Below are 14373 nucleotides of genomic sequence, written 5' to 3'. Positions count from 1 at the left end.
GATTCCTTCAGGTTGCGGCTGTAATCATGTGTGCGTTATACGCATCGTCGTTCTCGGATCGCCGCTGATTCTATATTTTCAGCGTTTATTGCTGTGCCGCTTTTTGCCGATGTCCATCTGAATTTATTATTTTTAATGGAGCACCCATTTTCCGGGTGAAATACTCTATGAGCAAAACTTTTGCTGATTTTCCTTTACATGAGTCGTTACAACTGGCACTACAAGGTTTAGGTTTTACTACACCAACTCCAGTGCAAGAACAATCTATTCCGGCTGCATTAGAAGGCAATGACCTTCTTGTATCAAGCCAAACAGGTTCTGGTAAAACAGCTGCATTCTTACTCCCAACTGTGAATGCTTTGGCTGAACAAGACACATTGATGTCTTTCAAAGAGCGCATGAAAGCGGTAACTGCACCGTCAATTCTTGTGCTTTGCCCAACACGTGAATTAGCTCAACAGGTGAGCCAAGACGCGATTGCTTTGGTACGTCACATGAAAGGTGTTCGTATTGCTGCGATCATGGGTGGTATGCCTTTCGGTAAGCAAATCCAACAGCTTAAAGGTGCACAAGTTGTTGTGGCGACTCCAGGTCGTTTACTTGACCTTGTTAACCGTCGTCAAATCAAATTAGACAACGTTGATGCGTTGATCGTTGACGAAGCTGACCGTATGCTTGACTTAGGTTTCTCTGAAGACCTTGAAGCAATCAGTGATTTAGCGGCGAACCGTAAACAAACATTGATGTTCTCTGCAACTTTTGCTGGCCGTATTATTACGCTTGCAGAACGTATGATGAATGATCCAGTACGTATTGCAATTGAAACTGGTCACTCTACAAATACCGACATCACTCAGACTCTTCATTGGACTGATGGTTTCGAGCACAAGAAAAAATTATTAACACACTGGTTGAACGCTGAAGATGTAGACCAAGCTGTGGTATTTGCTTCAACTCAAGAAGATACTGATATGTTGGCTGAAGAGCTAGCTGAAGCAGGTCTTTCAGTTGTAGCACTTCACGGTGCAATGCCACAAACTGTACGTAACCGTCGTTTACGCAGCATCCGTGAAGGCCGTGCAAAAATCTTAGTTGCAACTGACGTTGCTGCACGTGGTCTTGACGTTCCAACAATTTCTCACGTAATTAACTTCGGTCTTCCAATGAAGAACGAAGACTATGTACACCGTATCGGTCGTACAGGTCGTGCGGGTCGTACAGGTAACGCGATTACATTAGCAACTTACCGTGAACGCGGTAAAATCCGTGCTTTAGAAGACTTCCTAGATGCACGTTTAAATGTATCTGAAATTGAAGGTCTTGAGCCATCTCCACCTCCTGCACGTGGTAGCCGTGATGGCGCTGGTCGAGGTCGTGGTCGTGACGGTGGTCGCGGTGGTCGCGGTGGTTTCGGCGGTGGTCGTCGTTTTGAAGGCGAAAGCAACTTCAAACGTCGCGAAGGTGGTGATGATCGTCCACGTCGTAGCTATGATGACAAACCACGTGGTGACCGTCCTTCATTCGGTGGCGAAGATCGTCCACGTCGTGATTTCGGTGATCGTCCACAACGTCGTGAAGGCGGTTTCGGTGATCGTCCACAACGTTCATTCGAAGATCGTCCACCACGTCGCGAAGGCGGTTTCGGTGATCGTCCACAACGTTCGTTCGATGATCGTCCAAAGCGTGACTTCGGTGACCGTCCACAGCGTTCTTTCGATGATCGTCCAAAACGTGATTTCGGTGATCGTCCTCGTTCTAACGATGATAACCGTGGCAACCGTGTAGATTACAAACCACGTGAAAATGGTTTTGGTGATCGTCCAAAACGTAGCTTCGGTGAAGACCGTCCACGTCGTGAATTTAATGGCGACCGCCCACAACGTTCATTTGATGATCGTCCAAAGCGTTTCGGCGATGATCGTCCAAAACGTTTCGGTGATGACAAGCCACGTGGCGAACGCACTTTTGGTGAAGATCGTCCACGCCGTAAATTCAATGACTAATTGAATTTCGAAAGAAATATCGAAAAAACCGGTGGAAACACCGGTTTTTTTTTATGGTTTTAAATTAGCTTTTTTATCGGAAAAATGTATACTTGATCAAACTTTATCTATTAAATGATAATTATGAATAGCAGCCATTTATCAAATTTGCGTACGGTCATGATCGAGGTGTTTATGCCTTATATCGGTTTAACATTATTGTTGTGTAATATTATTTACTATATCTACAATTATTTTAACTAAAGCATAGCGGCTTTTCTCAGCCAGTACATGTACAATTACTTATATAAAAATAATAACCAAATACCTGATGGAATGCAGGGAACTGTCTATATTCAAAGGTAACATTTTAAACATCAATCCTTTATAGTATGCATGCTGAAAAAAATGCAGGAAAATCCTCAGCTATGAATAATCAAACGTCTTCTCAGACTCAGGCACTGATTGAAGTGAAAAACCTGAGTTTTAAACGAGGGGAGCGCGTCATTTATGACAATGTCAGTTTAAAAATTCGTCGTGGTCAAATCACTGCAATTATGGGGCCTTCAGGCACTGGTAAAACGACTTTATTACGTCTGATTGGTGGTCAATTGACACCAGATCAGGGTGAAGTGCTGCTTGATGGTCAAGATATTGCAAAAATGTCACGTCATGAACTATTTGCTGCACGTGCGCGTATGGGCATGTTGTTTCAAAGTGGTGCGCTATTTACCGATATGTCAGTGTATGAAAATGTAGCTTTTCCTATTCGAGCGCATACCAAATTAGCGGAACATTTGATTGCTGAAATTGTCGCGTTGAAATTGGAATCTGTTGGTTTACGTGGTGCAGAACAAATGATGCCTTCAGAATTGTCTGGTGGTATGAATCGTCGTGTCGCTTTGGCGCGTGCCATTGCACTTGATCCAGAACTCATCATGTATGACGAGCCATTTGCAGGACAAGATCCGATTGTGATGGGTGTATTAACAAGATTAATTCGTTCATTGCGTGAAGCACTTGATTTAACAACAATTATTGTTTCACATGATGTTGCTGAAACCTTATCGATTGCTGATTACATTTATGTCGTCGCTGAAGGTAAAGTGCAGGGTGAAGGAACGCCGGAACAATTAAAAGCGCATGCTTCGCCATTTGTGAAGCAGTTCCTCACGGGTTCTGTTGAAGGACCGGTTGATTATCAATTTAGTCATAATCCGTATTTAAATCATGAGGTCCGTTCATGAATGCTATTGCCGCTTTAGGTAGACGCGTTATTGAACGTGTTCAAGGAATTGGCGTGGCAACGATTATGCTACTACAAATTCTATTTTCGATGCCAACATGGTTGGGTGTACGTTTATTCATATACCAGATGTACCGTGTCGGTGTGCTGTCGCTGTTGATTATTGTCGTGTCAGGCTTATTTATTGGTTCTGTACTCGGTTTGCAGATGTACAGCATTCTGTCGACCTTTGGTAGTGAGGCAATGTTGGGTACTGCAGTTGCATTGACCTTACTGCGTGAACTTGCACCTGTAGTTGCAGCTTTACTATTTGCTGGTCGTGCAGGTTCTGCATTAACAGCAGAAATTGGCTTAATGAAAGCCACTGAGCAATTGTCCAGTATGGAAATGATTGGTGTTGATCCACTAAAACGTGTGATTTCACCGCGCTTATGGGCAGGTGTTTTTAGTTTACCTATGCTCTCTGTGATCTTTGCCGCGGTGGGGATTATGGGCGGTAAATTGGTCGGTGTGGATTTTCTTGGTGCAGATGAAGGTTCATATTGGAGTGGCATCGAAAATAGTGTGCAATTCTATAAAGATGTCTTCAATGGCACCATCATTAAAAGTTTTGTATTTGCATTAATTTGTACTTGGATTGCGGTGTATCAAGGCTATGCCTGTGTCCCAACATCAGAAGGTATTGCAACGTCTACAACACGTACTGTCGTGTATTCGTCGTTGTGTGTTTTAGGATCAGATTTCGTGTTGACTGCGGTCATGTTCGGAGGTATTTAATGAAATCACGTACGAGTGAGCTGGCCGTTGGTTTTTTTGTCATTCTGTTTGCGATCGCAATTTTCTTTTTGGCGATGCGTGTAAGTGGCTTAGTGGGCAATAACATTGAAGATAGTTATGAATTGACTGCCACGTTTGAAAATGTAAACGGTATTAAACCCCGTGCTAAAGTGACGCTAAGTGGTGTGAAAGTTGGACAGGTTGAATCATTAAAATTAGATCCTGTGACGCGTTTGGTGACGGCACACTTAATTATGGACGGCGCTTTAACCTCTTATAATGCTGAGCAATTAAAAGAAGTACAAAAGAATGCTTTAGAAGAGCTACGTTACAGTTCGGATTATGAAGCAGCAGCACCAGCGCAACAAAAAGAAATGGAACAGCAACTGATTGCTAACATGAAATCCATCACCAATATTGATGAAGATGCTTACATTATGGTAGCAACCAATGGTCTATTGGGTGAGAAATATTTGAAAATTGTACCAGGGGGTGGTGTGAACTTCCTCAAACGTGGTGATCAAATTGGCAACACGCAAGGTACGATGGAAATTGAAGATTTAGTGTCGAAGTTTGTGACTGGTGGTGCAGGTAACAAATCAGACAATACAGCAGATACAGAAGAAAAAACTGCGCCTGCTGAAACAGCCGATGCAGAACCTGCATTTGTTGAATAATTTAGGAGAAGTGAAGTGAACACATTGTTAAAACATACGCTTACAGCAAGCATCTTATCTACAATGATGGCAGGTACAGCTTTCGCTGCGCCGAGCGAAGCACCACCTGCGTTTGTTAAGAAAGTGGCAGACGGCTTGATTTCTCGTTTAAAAGCAGATCATGCAAAATTACAAAATAACCCAGCTGGGGTTAAAGCGATCGTGCGTCAAAATCTTGACCCGTATATTGATTCACAAGCATTCACACGTATTGTGATGGGTACTTATGCAACGAATCAATATAGCTCTGCGGCCCAACGTGCGCAGTTTGAACGTAATTTCCGTGAAACTTTAATTGAAAATTATGGTTCTGCATTTGCTAAGTTCAGTAATCAAACTTACACCATGCGTCCTTATAAAGCATCAACCAGTAAGAACCCTGTAGTGACTATTGATTTCAATAACAATGGTGAAAAAATTCCAGTGTCTTTCCAGTTGGCTGACAAAGGTTCACAATGGAAAATCCGTAACATCAACGTTTCAGGGATAGACCTTGGCTTACAATTCCGTAACCAGTTCGCTGCGACTGTAAAACGTAATGGCGGTAATATTGATAAAGCAATTGCAAACTTTAAGCCAGATGCTGAAGCTGCAATTGACAAGAAAAAATAAGATAGGTGATGTGTGATTAAACTTCATCAACAAGAACTAGTGGTTTCAGGCAAAATCGACTATGACAATGCTCAAGCATATTATACCGATGGTCTGAAACTGATTCAGCAACAGCAGGCTTTTCCAATGGTGGTGAATCTGGCTGAATTGGAACATGGTAGTACTTTAGCACTCGCAGTATTGGTGCGTTGGCTTCGCCAAACACCGAATGCACAAGGACTACAGTTTAAAGCGGTTCCAATGAAAATGATGAAGATTATTCAAGCCTGTCATTTAGAACATGACTTGCAGATTATCTAAATAAAAAAAGCACCGAAAGGTGCTTTTTTTATTGCTTGAAAATAGGCTTTCACAAATAAGGTAAGTTTCTCTGGCTTCGCTTTGCAGCAATATCTCAAAGCTTGATCAAATCCATTTTTTCCAGCGGAAGTAAATCAGTGGGCCTATGAAGAAAGCCAATAAAATTAGGCTGACAATGATAAAACTGGTGGTGCCATGCGCAAAAGGCAGAACATCGGTATTCATCCCGTAGACACTTGCGACCAGCATTGGAGGTGCAAGCATGCTGGGTAATATCGAGAATCGACGAATGGTATCGTTTTGTTCAGTGTTAATGAATCCAGAGGTGGTATCCAATAGGAATCGGACCTTTTGGAATAAGAAGGCATCATGTTCTACTAAGGAACGAACATCTTCGCTTAACTCTCGAATATCCGCATCATAGATATGACTGCCTAAGGCACGTGGGCGCGATAAGAAGGTCAGAACACGACGTAAATCGATTAGACACAGCTGTGCTTTCCCCAACATATCTTCTAAATGCGCTAGGCGGGTAATCATGTCATCCAAATCTAAAATCATTTCACGATGACGGTTGTTAAGCACTTCTGTGGAATACTTTTCTAAGTCCTTGTGGATATCTTCTAAGATATCCGCAAGCTCATCCAACTTCGCTTCGAGTAAACCCAGCAAAATCCAAGTGGGATCTTTATAATCAATTTCGTAGTCATTGCGACGCGCACGGGCACGAAAAGCTCGAAATGCCACAAGCTTTTCGCCACGCAATGTAAACAAGCGTTCTTTATGTAAGATAAACGCAACCGTTTGAACTGTAGCTAAAGTGCCAGAGTTTTCTTCAGGTTCACCATCAACCTGATAGTTTTTATTTTTGGTTAAAAAATAGGTGCTGATGTGTAAAATGCCATCATCATCACGATAAAATCGTGCGCTTGAAGAAATGTCTTCGAGTGATTTTAAAGTTGGTAAGTTCTGATCATAGGCATCCATGATCCATTGCTGTTCTTCTTGAGACGGTGCAATCAGATCAAGCCAAACTAAATCCTGATGTAAATCAAAGTCACCATTAATGGTGACATCTTCCAGGCTACCGCGCTCTGTGGCATAAAAGGCTTCAAGCATGTTGTCTTTTCCCCTTGCGCAGTATGTAAAAATTGAATGGGTGTATTTTAGACAAGGATTTGAGGAAATACACTGTTCTAATGATTAATTTATGAAAAAATCTGTTTTGAAGTTGATTCTTTCAGCATCCCACTCTCAATATATTGGTGATTATAAATGAAATCGATCGCAATTTTCTGTGGTTCAGCACTCGGCGCTGATCCGATCTATCTACGTACCGCACAAAATGTGGGGCGTTGTTTGGCAGAGCAGGGCATAACCTTGGTGTATGGTGGCGGTCGTTCAGGACTTATGGGTGTGGTTGCAGACAGTGCTTTAGCTGCCGGTGGTCAGGTCATTGGCGTAATTCCTCAAGTGTTAGTGACAAAGGAATTAGCGCACCCTGGTTTAACTGAATTGCATGTGGTGGAAAATATGCAGCAGCGTAAAAGCAAAATGTCTGAATTGGCGGATGGCTTTGTGGCCATGCCGGGTGGTGTTGGAACATTGGAAGAAATCTTTGAGCAATGGACATGGGCGCAGCTCGGTATTCATTTGAAACCGTGTGCATTTTTAAATGTAGATGGTTTTTATGACGATTTATTGAAATTCCTGTCGATTACGGCAGAAAAAGGTTTTACGCATTCGCGGTTTATTGATCATCTGGTGGTCGCGGAGCATATTGAAACTGTGGTTGAGCAGTTTCAGAATTTTGTTGCCCCAGAGCCTAAATGGGGCATGGTTGAAAAACCTGAACTTATGCTTGAATTGGAAAAATAAACCATGAATGTCATTACTGTTGCCGCAGCCATTATCTTGAATGAGCAGCATGAATTACTGGTAGTGCGTAAAAAGAACACTGAATTTTTTATGCAAGTGGGTGGTAAGCTCGAGCCGAATGAAGCGCCTGAATTGACTATTGTGCGTGAAATCAAAGAAGAAATAAGTTGTGATGCTGAAATTGAGCAATTTGTAGGGCGTTTTGAAACGGCTGCCGCAAATGAAGAAAATCATTTACTAGTGAGCTATGTATATGTTATTCAGCTGCATGATGCACCACAGATTGATGCCGAAATTGCTGCAATGAAATGGGTGAGACTGGATGATGTTACGACCCAACTTGCACCATTAACGCGTGAAATTGTGATGCCGTGGGTAAAGCAACATTTAGTTGAGCTAAAACCAGCTGTCAGTATTGTTTAAATTTTAGCTGCAGCAAGACAGGCAATATGAATCTGCTTGCAGCCAATATTTTCAAGCTGTTCAGTTAATGCTTTAACAGAGCTGCCAGTGGTCACGACATCATCAATAATGAGGACTTTGCGATAACGCGTTTGAATGCGTGAATCTATTTTGAATTGTTGATGGATACCCTCTAAGCGTTCAACACGTGAAAGCCCTTTTTGAGCATGTTGGTGCTGTCGAATGATCGGTTGCCACACGGGAGTGTTTAACTGTCTGGCAAGCTGTTGTGCAATCAGTACAGATTGGTTAAAGCCACGTTCAACTAACCGTTCCTGTGAAATTGGCATCGGTACAATCGCTTGTACACGAGGTAGTTTTTTGCAAATTAAGCTGCCTGCCAAGAGTGTTTGAAATTGTAATTGTTGTTCATATTTGAATTGTTGAATAATGCGATCCATTGGATAACGATATTCGCAGGCTGCAATAATATTGAGCTCCTGTCGATGAATCATCTCTTGGTTCCATGGTAGATTGCTCCAGCAGTCCTGACAGACACTGTGTCGGTGCGCAGGACTCAGTTGGCACAGCACACAAGGTGGCTTGCCAACCAGCTTGTGTAGTCCTTGCAATAGCATATTCATCTGAGTCTACACATAAGCATAACGAGGCGCTTCGGGAAGCCAGCGTTTTAGAAGTGCATCGGCTTGGCTTGGATAGTCATTTAAGACTTGCTGCGCGACATGATGCGCTTGACTAAGTAGATGATCATCACGCTCTAGCTTCGCGACACGAAAGCCCATATCGCCCGTTTGTTTCGTGCCGAGTAGTTCACCAGGGCCACGAATTTCTAAATCTTTTTCCGCAATGATAAAGCCGTCATTGGTTTCACGCATAATGCGTAAACGCTCTTGTCCATTTTGTGACAAGGGGGTTTTATACAGTAGGGCGCAAAAACTGGCTTTCGCACCTCGGCCTACACGCCCGCGTAACTGATGTAATTGAGAGAGACCTAAGCGTTCCGCATTTTCAATCACCATAATCGAGGCGTTCGGGACATCCACACCGACCTCAATCACAGTCGTGGCAATCAGTAGTTGGAGTTCATTATTTTTAAATTGCTGCATCACCGCTTGTTTTTCATCGGCTTTCATTTTGCCATGTACGAGGCCAATATTCAGCGTCGGAAAACGTTCTTTAATTTCATTAAAGGTGGCTTCTGCGGCTTGGGCATCTAAAGTTTCAGATTCTTCAACTAAAGTGCAGACCCAATAAGCTTGTTTGCCGTCTGCGCAGTTGCTAGCAATACGTTGTAAAACTTCTTCACGTCGGTCGAGTGGAATGGTAACGGTTTGAATTGGTGTACGGCCGGGAGGGAGTTCATCAATCACTGACGTATCTAAGTCACCATAGGCAGACATTGCGAGTGTACGTGGAATTGGTGTTGCGGTCATCACCAGTTGATGTGGGGTCATCCCATTTAAGCCTTTATTTCGCAGTGCTAAACGTTGATCTACCCCGAAACGATGTTGTTCATCAATAATGACTAAACCGAGTTTGGCAAATTGCACATTTTCTTGGAATAGGGCATGTGTGCCGACAACTAAATTGGCAGAACCATCTTGAATACTGAGTTCGGCAGCTGCACGTGCTTTACCTTTTTGTTTGCCTGATAGCCATGAAACCGTCAGTCCCAGAGGCTCGAACCACTTTTTGAAATTGAGATAATGCTGTTCAGCCAAAATTTCAGTCGGTGCCATCATCGCTACTTGCCAGCCTTCTTCAAGGGCATGACAGGCAGCAACACCTGCGACCAGTGTTTTACCCGCCCCAACATCACCTTGTACCAAGCGCAGCATTGGTTTGTTTTTTTTCAAATCAACCACAATTTCTTTAGATACGCGCTTTTGAGCACCGGTCATTTCAAAGGGTAGCGTACTGAGTAATTGTTTAGCAAAATTCTTACTTGGACTAAATGAAGGTGCTTCAATTTGTTGAATATAGGCGCGGCGGCTAAGTAAGCTGACTTGATGGGCAACCAATTCTTCAAAAATCAGACGTTGCTGTGCAGGGTGGGAGCCTTGGCTGAGTTGTAGCATATTGGCATCCACTGGTGGATGGTGGATATAGTCTAAAGCCTGTTTGAGGGCGAAACCATTGGTGAATTTTTGTGGTAATAATTCGGGCAGATCATCACTATAATGAGTTAATGCCTGTTTAACATATTCACGTAGTTTGGGCTGGGTCAAACCTTCAGTTGCAGGGTAAATGGCTGTGAGCTGAGTTTGTGGAAGCGGGGTATGTTCACTAATAACTTGCAGTTCAGGGTGATACATTTCTAAGCCACGCGCACCGACACGCACTTCACCAAAAATACGCAAACGGTTGCCGGGTTTGACCCGATCTGTAATGCCTTTATAAATGTGATAAAAGCGCATAGTGATTTTGCCAAAATCGTCGTCCAGTATTGCTGCCATTGACTTACGTTTACCTGGTGGGAAGTCGATATTTTTCACCGTACCTTCAAGTAAATAGCTACGCCCGACAGTTAATTGGTTCATTGGAATGATCGTGCTACGATCTTCATAGTCGCGTGGTAGATGAAACAGCAGATCATCTGTAGTGAAAATATTGAGTTTTTCAAGTAATGTGGCAGAGGCCGCTCCGACCCCTTGCAACTGATGAACTGCAGCCATGTCCCCTCAACTTTGTCCGTGATTTGGTGCTAAATGCATATTTTATTTATAGGTTATGGTAAAACATCTCAGCGGCTTGCTAAACAGTTATTTCCGTATGGCCACCAAATTACCACAATTAGTCAGAGTGCAAAAACAGATTCATTTGCGACACATCTGCTTCAAGATGTTCATGCCTTAAATTTGCAGCAACTTGCGCCTATTGATACTGCGTATGTATTGCTTGCACCGCCTGAAAGTTCCGTCACAGCCTATCAACACACATATGTCGATTCCGTTCAGCCAATTGTTGCTGCTTTAGCATCACATCCGATAAAACGCATAATTGTGGTGTCTTCAACCCGTGTATATGGTGAAAATGCAGGGGAGAAGATTGATGATAATTCAGCAACGCTGCCAAGTGATGAACAAGGTCATTTATTGTTAGAAATGGAACGCTTATATCAAGCAGCCTATCCTGAAGCCTGTGTCATCGTACGTCCTACAGGGATTTATACTGGCTCAAGTGTAAGAATGCAAAAATTGGCTGAGAGCACACATCATTATCCGAATGTGCATTGGTCGAACAGAATTCATATAGATGATTTAGTCGGCTTTTTGGCATTTTTACTTCACGTGGAACATGTAAAAAAATCATACATTTGTAGCAATAATTCATCGCAACCCTTACATGAAAGAATACTTGAAATGCAAAGAGCCATGCATTTACCTGAATTGGTTTTAGACAGTCAACGGCAAACGGGGAAAAGGATCTTTGCAGAGCGAATGCAACAGAGTGGATTTAGGTTGCAGCATGATGGGTGTTGAGAGTCATCAATAAAAAGAGTTTCAATTCCTTTTAAATATAATGGGCGTTATACAAAAAATTTCCTCAATCTAAAACTAAAGAATGTACTTTCTCAGAAATAAAAAAATAAGGGGCAGTTTTTTAAACTTGCCCCTTATATTTAACATTCTCCCAAAGTCAAATTTGACTCAAGAGAAGAGTTACAACGTTTACTTCTTCTTACGCTTTAAACGTTTTTTCGCTTGTTCGGCTGCAACTTTATCTAATGCTTCTTTCAGTTCATCATCACTAAAGGTGGTGATGTGCTGCAACATTTGTAAAGTGACATCATCTAATACAAGGTTGGCGTATTGAGCAACGTTTTGGAAGTTTTCATCAAATACGATGGCATTGTCTTCGTTGGTGCTGATGTAACCTTGTTGCGTTAATACTTTAATAAAGCTTTGAAACAAGGCTTTATCGAAGAATTCAGGTGAGTTGAACTCATATAACACAGATAAGCGCTGACCGACCAAATGGCTTAATTCTTCAACTTGACGTGTAGAAATGTTACCTGAACCACGTTGAGTGATTAAGGCCAAAGTCATGTAATAACGCTCGAGACTTTGCATCACTGGTGCAGCCAATACCACCAATTGATTATGTTGTTCAGAGTTTGGTGCAGATGAAACTAAGTTGCCTTCAGCATCTTCACTAATCAGTTTTGCTTGAATCAATGCTTCAGCATAAGCACAGATTTGATCTTTTAGCTCTTCATCTTTCCATTTCAGGAATAATTCTGCTTTCAAGAATGGATACAGCGTGCGAATCACATTGATTAAATCGCCGCGACGAATCGAACCATTATGTTCAACCAATGCAGCAATTAATGATGGCAGAATAAAAGCATGCAAAATATTGTTACGGAAATAGGTCAATAAAATTGCCTGATTATCCGCAATGGCAATAATGTCACCTAAGACATGATTGACGCGTTTAATCAGTTTCAGTTTTAGACCATAGGCAATGATTTCTTTACCTGACAATGGCGTAACTTCCATACGGCTGTCGTATGGTAGGGCAGTCAAAAGGTCACGATAAGTATCTAGCTGCTTAATACAGATTGCTTCATCTAAAGTATGTTTAGATGTTGCTAATAAAATCAGTGATAACAATGAGACTGGGTTAATCACAGCAGCACGGTTAATGTTCTCTAAAATGGCGTGCGCAGAACTGTTGATTGCATTTGAGACTTCTTGCGGAATTGGATCGTCATTTTTTTCTATTTTGATATTTTCAGCATTGTGTTGCTTTAACATATCATCTAAGAAAACGGGTTCACCAAAGTTCAAATGGACTTTACCGAAGATGCGTTCAATCTTACGTAGAGTCTTCATAATGCCAAGAATAGATTCGCCTTCTTTCGGCTTACCATTCATTTCACCCACATACGTTGCACCTTCCATCAAGCGTTCATAACCAATGTATGTTGGTAAGAATACAATTGGCTTGGCTGGATTACGCAAATGGCTGTGTACGGTCATTGCAAGCATGCCAGTTTTTGGCGGAAGCAAGCGACCTGTACGTGAACGGCCACCTTCAATAAAGTATTCCAAAGGTGTGTTACGTGACAAAATGCTATACAAATATTCTTTAAATACCGTGGTGTATAAGCCATTACCGCGGAAACTACGGCGAATAAAGAATGCACCGCCACCACGTAAGATTTGACCCACAAAAGGCATGTTAAGGTTATCACCTGCAGCGATGTACGGCACCATCAAGCCACGTTTATAAATCACATATGATAAGAGTAAGTAATCGATATGGCTGCGGTGACAAGGGGTGTAAACAATTTCATAGTCTTTAGCCAGTTCACGCACAGTGCTGAAGTTATGCACTTCAACACCGTCATAGAGCTGCGTCCACAGACGCGTTAAAGCTAAATCTGCAAAACGAACTGTAGAAGCTGAATAGTCAGATACGATTTCATTTAAGTAGCCAATTGCACGGCGTTCTGCTTCGACCATGCTAATTTTGCTGCGAATGCTTTCACGACGAATGGCATCTTGCACATCAGAGGATTTAATCAAGCCGTGCATGACATTACGACGGTCAGATAAATCAGGGCCAAGTACCACTTCACGTTGCGCATCTAAATAGTCATTTAAAGTGCTAATGATGTAGGTTGCAGGCGATAAGTTTGGATGTGTGGTTTTTGCATAGTCAATCAAACGACGTAAAGACTGTGGTTCATGAAATTCTAAATAAGATTGTCGACCATGCAGACCAATATTCACCAACTGCTTAACTTTGCTTGGGGTAGACCAAGTATCGGTAAAGAGTAGTTTGAACCATGAGTCTTCTTTGTCTGGCTCGCGGCCCCAAAGTACGGTCACAGGAATGAGTTCAATATCCAATTCTGGATCTTTGTCCAGTACATCAATCAAACGCAGCAAACGAGGTGGGAATGCATGTGGAGGTGGGTTTAACAGATTGTCTTCATCATGATGTTGTAAAAACACCACAGACGCTTTTTCTGTATGTGATCCGGTCACCAACGGGTCAAGTGCAGGATGTAGTTTTAATCGACGAGTTTCACCATCAACGATCAAAGCATTACTGCGAGAGTGATTTTGTAGAACGTAACAGCTAATTTTTTTTGTCTGTACGTCGGCATTTGCATCGGGTTCTGTCACTACAGGTTCAACGGGAACTTCGCCTAAAACATGCGGTGTTACCACGAGGTCAAGCAGTTTACTTGAAAGCTTCCGATACATTTGACCAAAGCCGCTCTTGGACATACACACTCCTACTTTTAATGACCAAAACCACAGAAATTCTGAGGGGTATCTATTTGCGTAATTGTAATAAAAAACAGTATGTCATTTTCTGACAATTTGCATGGATATTGTAAGATTTTATCGTTAAAAAACGTATTTTTAGCAGATAAATTACATCATCTATGTGACACAGCAGTCAGTCAATCTTTAGGGTT

Annotated in this window: 13 protein-coding genes; 9 read left to right on the top strand and 4 right to left on the bottom strand. The window is 42.2% G+C overall.

All coding sequences use genetic code 11. From position 1 onward, the window contains the following. The first annotated feature begins 167 nt into the window (after positions 1-167). The 6 genes from A9J31_RS05440 (at position 168) to A9J31_RS05415 (ending at position 5633) form a co-directional block, all read left to right on the top strand. The gene (locus A9J31_RS05440) at positions 168-2003 is read left to right on the top strand and encodes a DEAD/DEAH box helicase (RefSeq protein WP_067762938.1); all 1836 of its coding nucleotides are present in this window, start codon (positions 168-170) and stop codon (positions 2001-2003) included. A 407-nt stretch (positions 2004-2410) separates the two neighbouring features. Further along, complete coding sequence (locus tag A9J31_RS05435) at positions 2411-3229, top strand: ABC transporter ATP-binding protein (protein WP_067763239.1); 819 nt, start codon at positions 2411-2413, stop codon at positions 3227-3229. After that, complete coding sequence (mlaE, locus tag A9J31_RS05430) at positions 3226-4005, top strand: lipid asymmetry maintenance ABC transporter permease subunit MlaE (RefSeq protein ID WP_067762937.1); 780 nt, start codon at positions 3226-3228, stop codon at positions 4003-4005. The genes A9J31_RS05435 and mlaE overlap by 4 nt, the downstream gene beginning before the upstream one ends. After that, positions 4005-4682: an outer membrane lipid asymmetry maintenance protein MlaD gene (gene mlaD, locus A9J31_RS05425; protein ID WP_067762936.1), complete on the top strand. Its 678-nt coding sequence runs from the start codon at positions 4005-4007 to the stop codon at positions 4680-4682. The genes mlaE and mlaD overlap by 1 nt, the downstream gene beginning before the upstream one ends. Before the next feature lie 15 nt (positions 4683-4697). Next, positions 4698-5333 (top strand): MlaC/ttg2D family ABC transporter substrate-binding protein, encoded by a 636-nt coding sequence (locus A9J31_RS05420; protein WP_067762935.1) that lies wholly within the window; start codon positions 4698-4700, stop codon positions 5331-5333. Between the two features lie 12 nt (positions 5334-5345). Further along, entirely contained in the window at positions 5346-5633 is a 288-nt protein-coding gene (locus A9J31_RS05415; RefSeq protein ID WP_067762934.1) for an STAS domain-containing protein, read from the top strand. Between the two features lie 105 nt (positions 5634-5738). Here A9J31_RS05415 and A9J31_RS05410 read toward each other — a convergent pair whose 3' ends face one another. Beyond that, positions 5739-6752 carry a CorA family divalent cation transporter gene (locus A9J31_RS05410; protein ID WP_067762933.1) on the bottom strand — a complete coding sequence of 338 codons (1014 nt, stop codon included), beginning with the start codon at positions 6750-6752 and terminating at the stop codon, positions 5739-5741. Between the two features lie 156 nt (positions 6753-6908). Here A9J31_RS05410 and A9J31_RS05405 point away from each other — a divergent pair, with 156 nt between their 5' ends. Both A9J31_RS05405 and A9J31_RS05400 read left to right on the top strand, forming a co-directional pair. After that, positions 6909-7511, top strand: a complete 603-nt coding sequence (locus A9J31_RS05405; protein WP_067762932.1) for an LOG family protein — start codon at positions 6909-6911, stop codon at positions 7509-7511. 3 nt (positions 7512-7514) lie between these two features. Beyond that, entirely contained in the window at positions 7515-7934 is a 420-nt protein-coding gene (locus A9J31_RS05400; RefSeq protein ID WP_067762931.1) for an NUDIX hydrolase, read from the top strand. On the opposite strand, the gene A9J31_RS05395 is transcribed toward A9J31_RS05400, so the two are convergent. Beyond that, positions 7931-8557, bottom strand: coding sequence for a ComF family protein (locus tag A9J31_RS05395; RefSeq protein WP_081410274.1), 627 nt, complete (start codon positions 8555-8557; stop codon positions 7931-7933). The genes A9J31_RS05400 and A9J31_RS05395 overlap by 4 nt on opposite strands. A gap of 6 nt (positions 8558-8563) precedes the next feature. Beyond that, the gene (gene recG / locus A9J31_RS05390; protein WP_067762930.1) at positions 8564-10609 is read right to left on the bottom strand and encodes an ATP-dependent DNA helicase RecG; all 2046 of its coding nucleotides are present in this window, start codon (positions 10607-10609) and stop codon (positions 8564-8566) included. 33 nt (positions 10610-10642) lie between these two features. Between recG and A9J31_RS05385 the strand changes: the two genes are divergently transcribed. Beyond that, positions 10643-11416: a Rossmann-fold NAD(P)-binding domain-containing protein gene (locus tag A9J31_RS05385; protein WP_067762929.1), complete on the top strand. Its 774-nt coding sequence runs from the start codon at positions 10643-10645 to the stop codon at positions 11414-11416. Positions 11417-11605: 189 nt separating this feature from the next. Here A9J31_RS05385 and plsB read toward each other — a convergent pair whose 3' ends face one another. Further along, on the bottom strand, positions 11606-14179 hold the full coding sequence (plsB, locus tag A9J31_RS05380; RefSeq protein WP_067762928.1) for a glycerol-3-phosphate 1-O-acyltransferase PlsB: 2574 nt from the start codon (positions 14177-14179) through the stop codon (positions 11606-11608). Positions 14180-14373 lie beyond the last annotated feature (194 nt).

Origin of the sequence: Acinetobacter gandensis (assembly GCF_001678755.1) — a bacterium.
GTDB classification, from domain to species: domain Bacteria; phylum Pseudomonadota; class Gammaproteobacteria; order Pseudomonadales; family Moraxellaceae; genus Acinetobacter; species Acinetobacter gandensis.
This window is presented reverse-complemented; position numbering and strand designations above follow the sequence as displayed.

Bases quoted from the DNA above. Each gene is read 5' to 3' on its own strand.
- A9J31_RS05440 (WP_067762938.1), top strand. From the start codon at position 168: ATGAGCAAAACTTTTGCTGATTTTCCTTTACATGAGTCGTTACAACTG.
- A9J31_RS05435 (WP_067763239.1), top strand. From the start codon at position 2,411: ATGAATAATCAAACGTCTTCTCAGACTCAGGCACTGATTGAAGTGAAA.
- mlaE (WP_067762937.1), top strand. From the start codon at position 3,226: ATGAATGCTATTGCCGCTTTAGGTAGACGCGTTATTGAACGTGTTCAA.
- mlaD (WP_067762936.1), top strand. From the start codon at position 4,005: ATGAAATCACGTACGAGTGAGCTGGCCGTTGGTTTTTTTGTCATTCTG.
- A9J31_RS05410 (WP_067762933.1), bottom strand. From the start codon at position 6,752: ATGCTTGAAGCCTTTTATGCCACAGAGCGCGGTAGCCTGGAAGATGTC.
- A9J31_RS05405 (WP_067762932.1), top strand. From the start codon at position 6,909: ATGAAATCGATCGCAATTTTCTGTGGTTCAGCACTCGGCGCTGATCCG.
- A9J31_RS05400 (WP_067762931.1), top strand. From the start codon at position 7,515: ATGAATGTCATTACTGTTGCCGCAGCCATTATCTTGAATGAGCAGCAT.
- A9J31_RS05395 (WP_081410274.1), bottom strand. From the start codon at position 8,557: ATGAATATGCTATTGCAAGGACTACACAAGCTGGTTGGCAAGCCACCT.
- recG (WP_067762930.1), bottom strand. From the start codon at position 10,609: ATGGCTGCAGTTCATCAGTTGCAAGGGGTCGGAGCGGCCTCTGCCACA.
- A9J31_RS05385 (WP_067762929.1), top strand. From the start codon at position 10,643: ATGCATATTTTATTTATAGGTTATGGTAAAACATCTCAGCGGCTTGCT.
- plsB (WP_067762928.1), bottom strand. From the start codon at position 14,179: ATGTCCAAGAGCGGCTTTGGTCAAATGTATCGGAAGCTTTCAAGTAAA.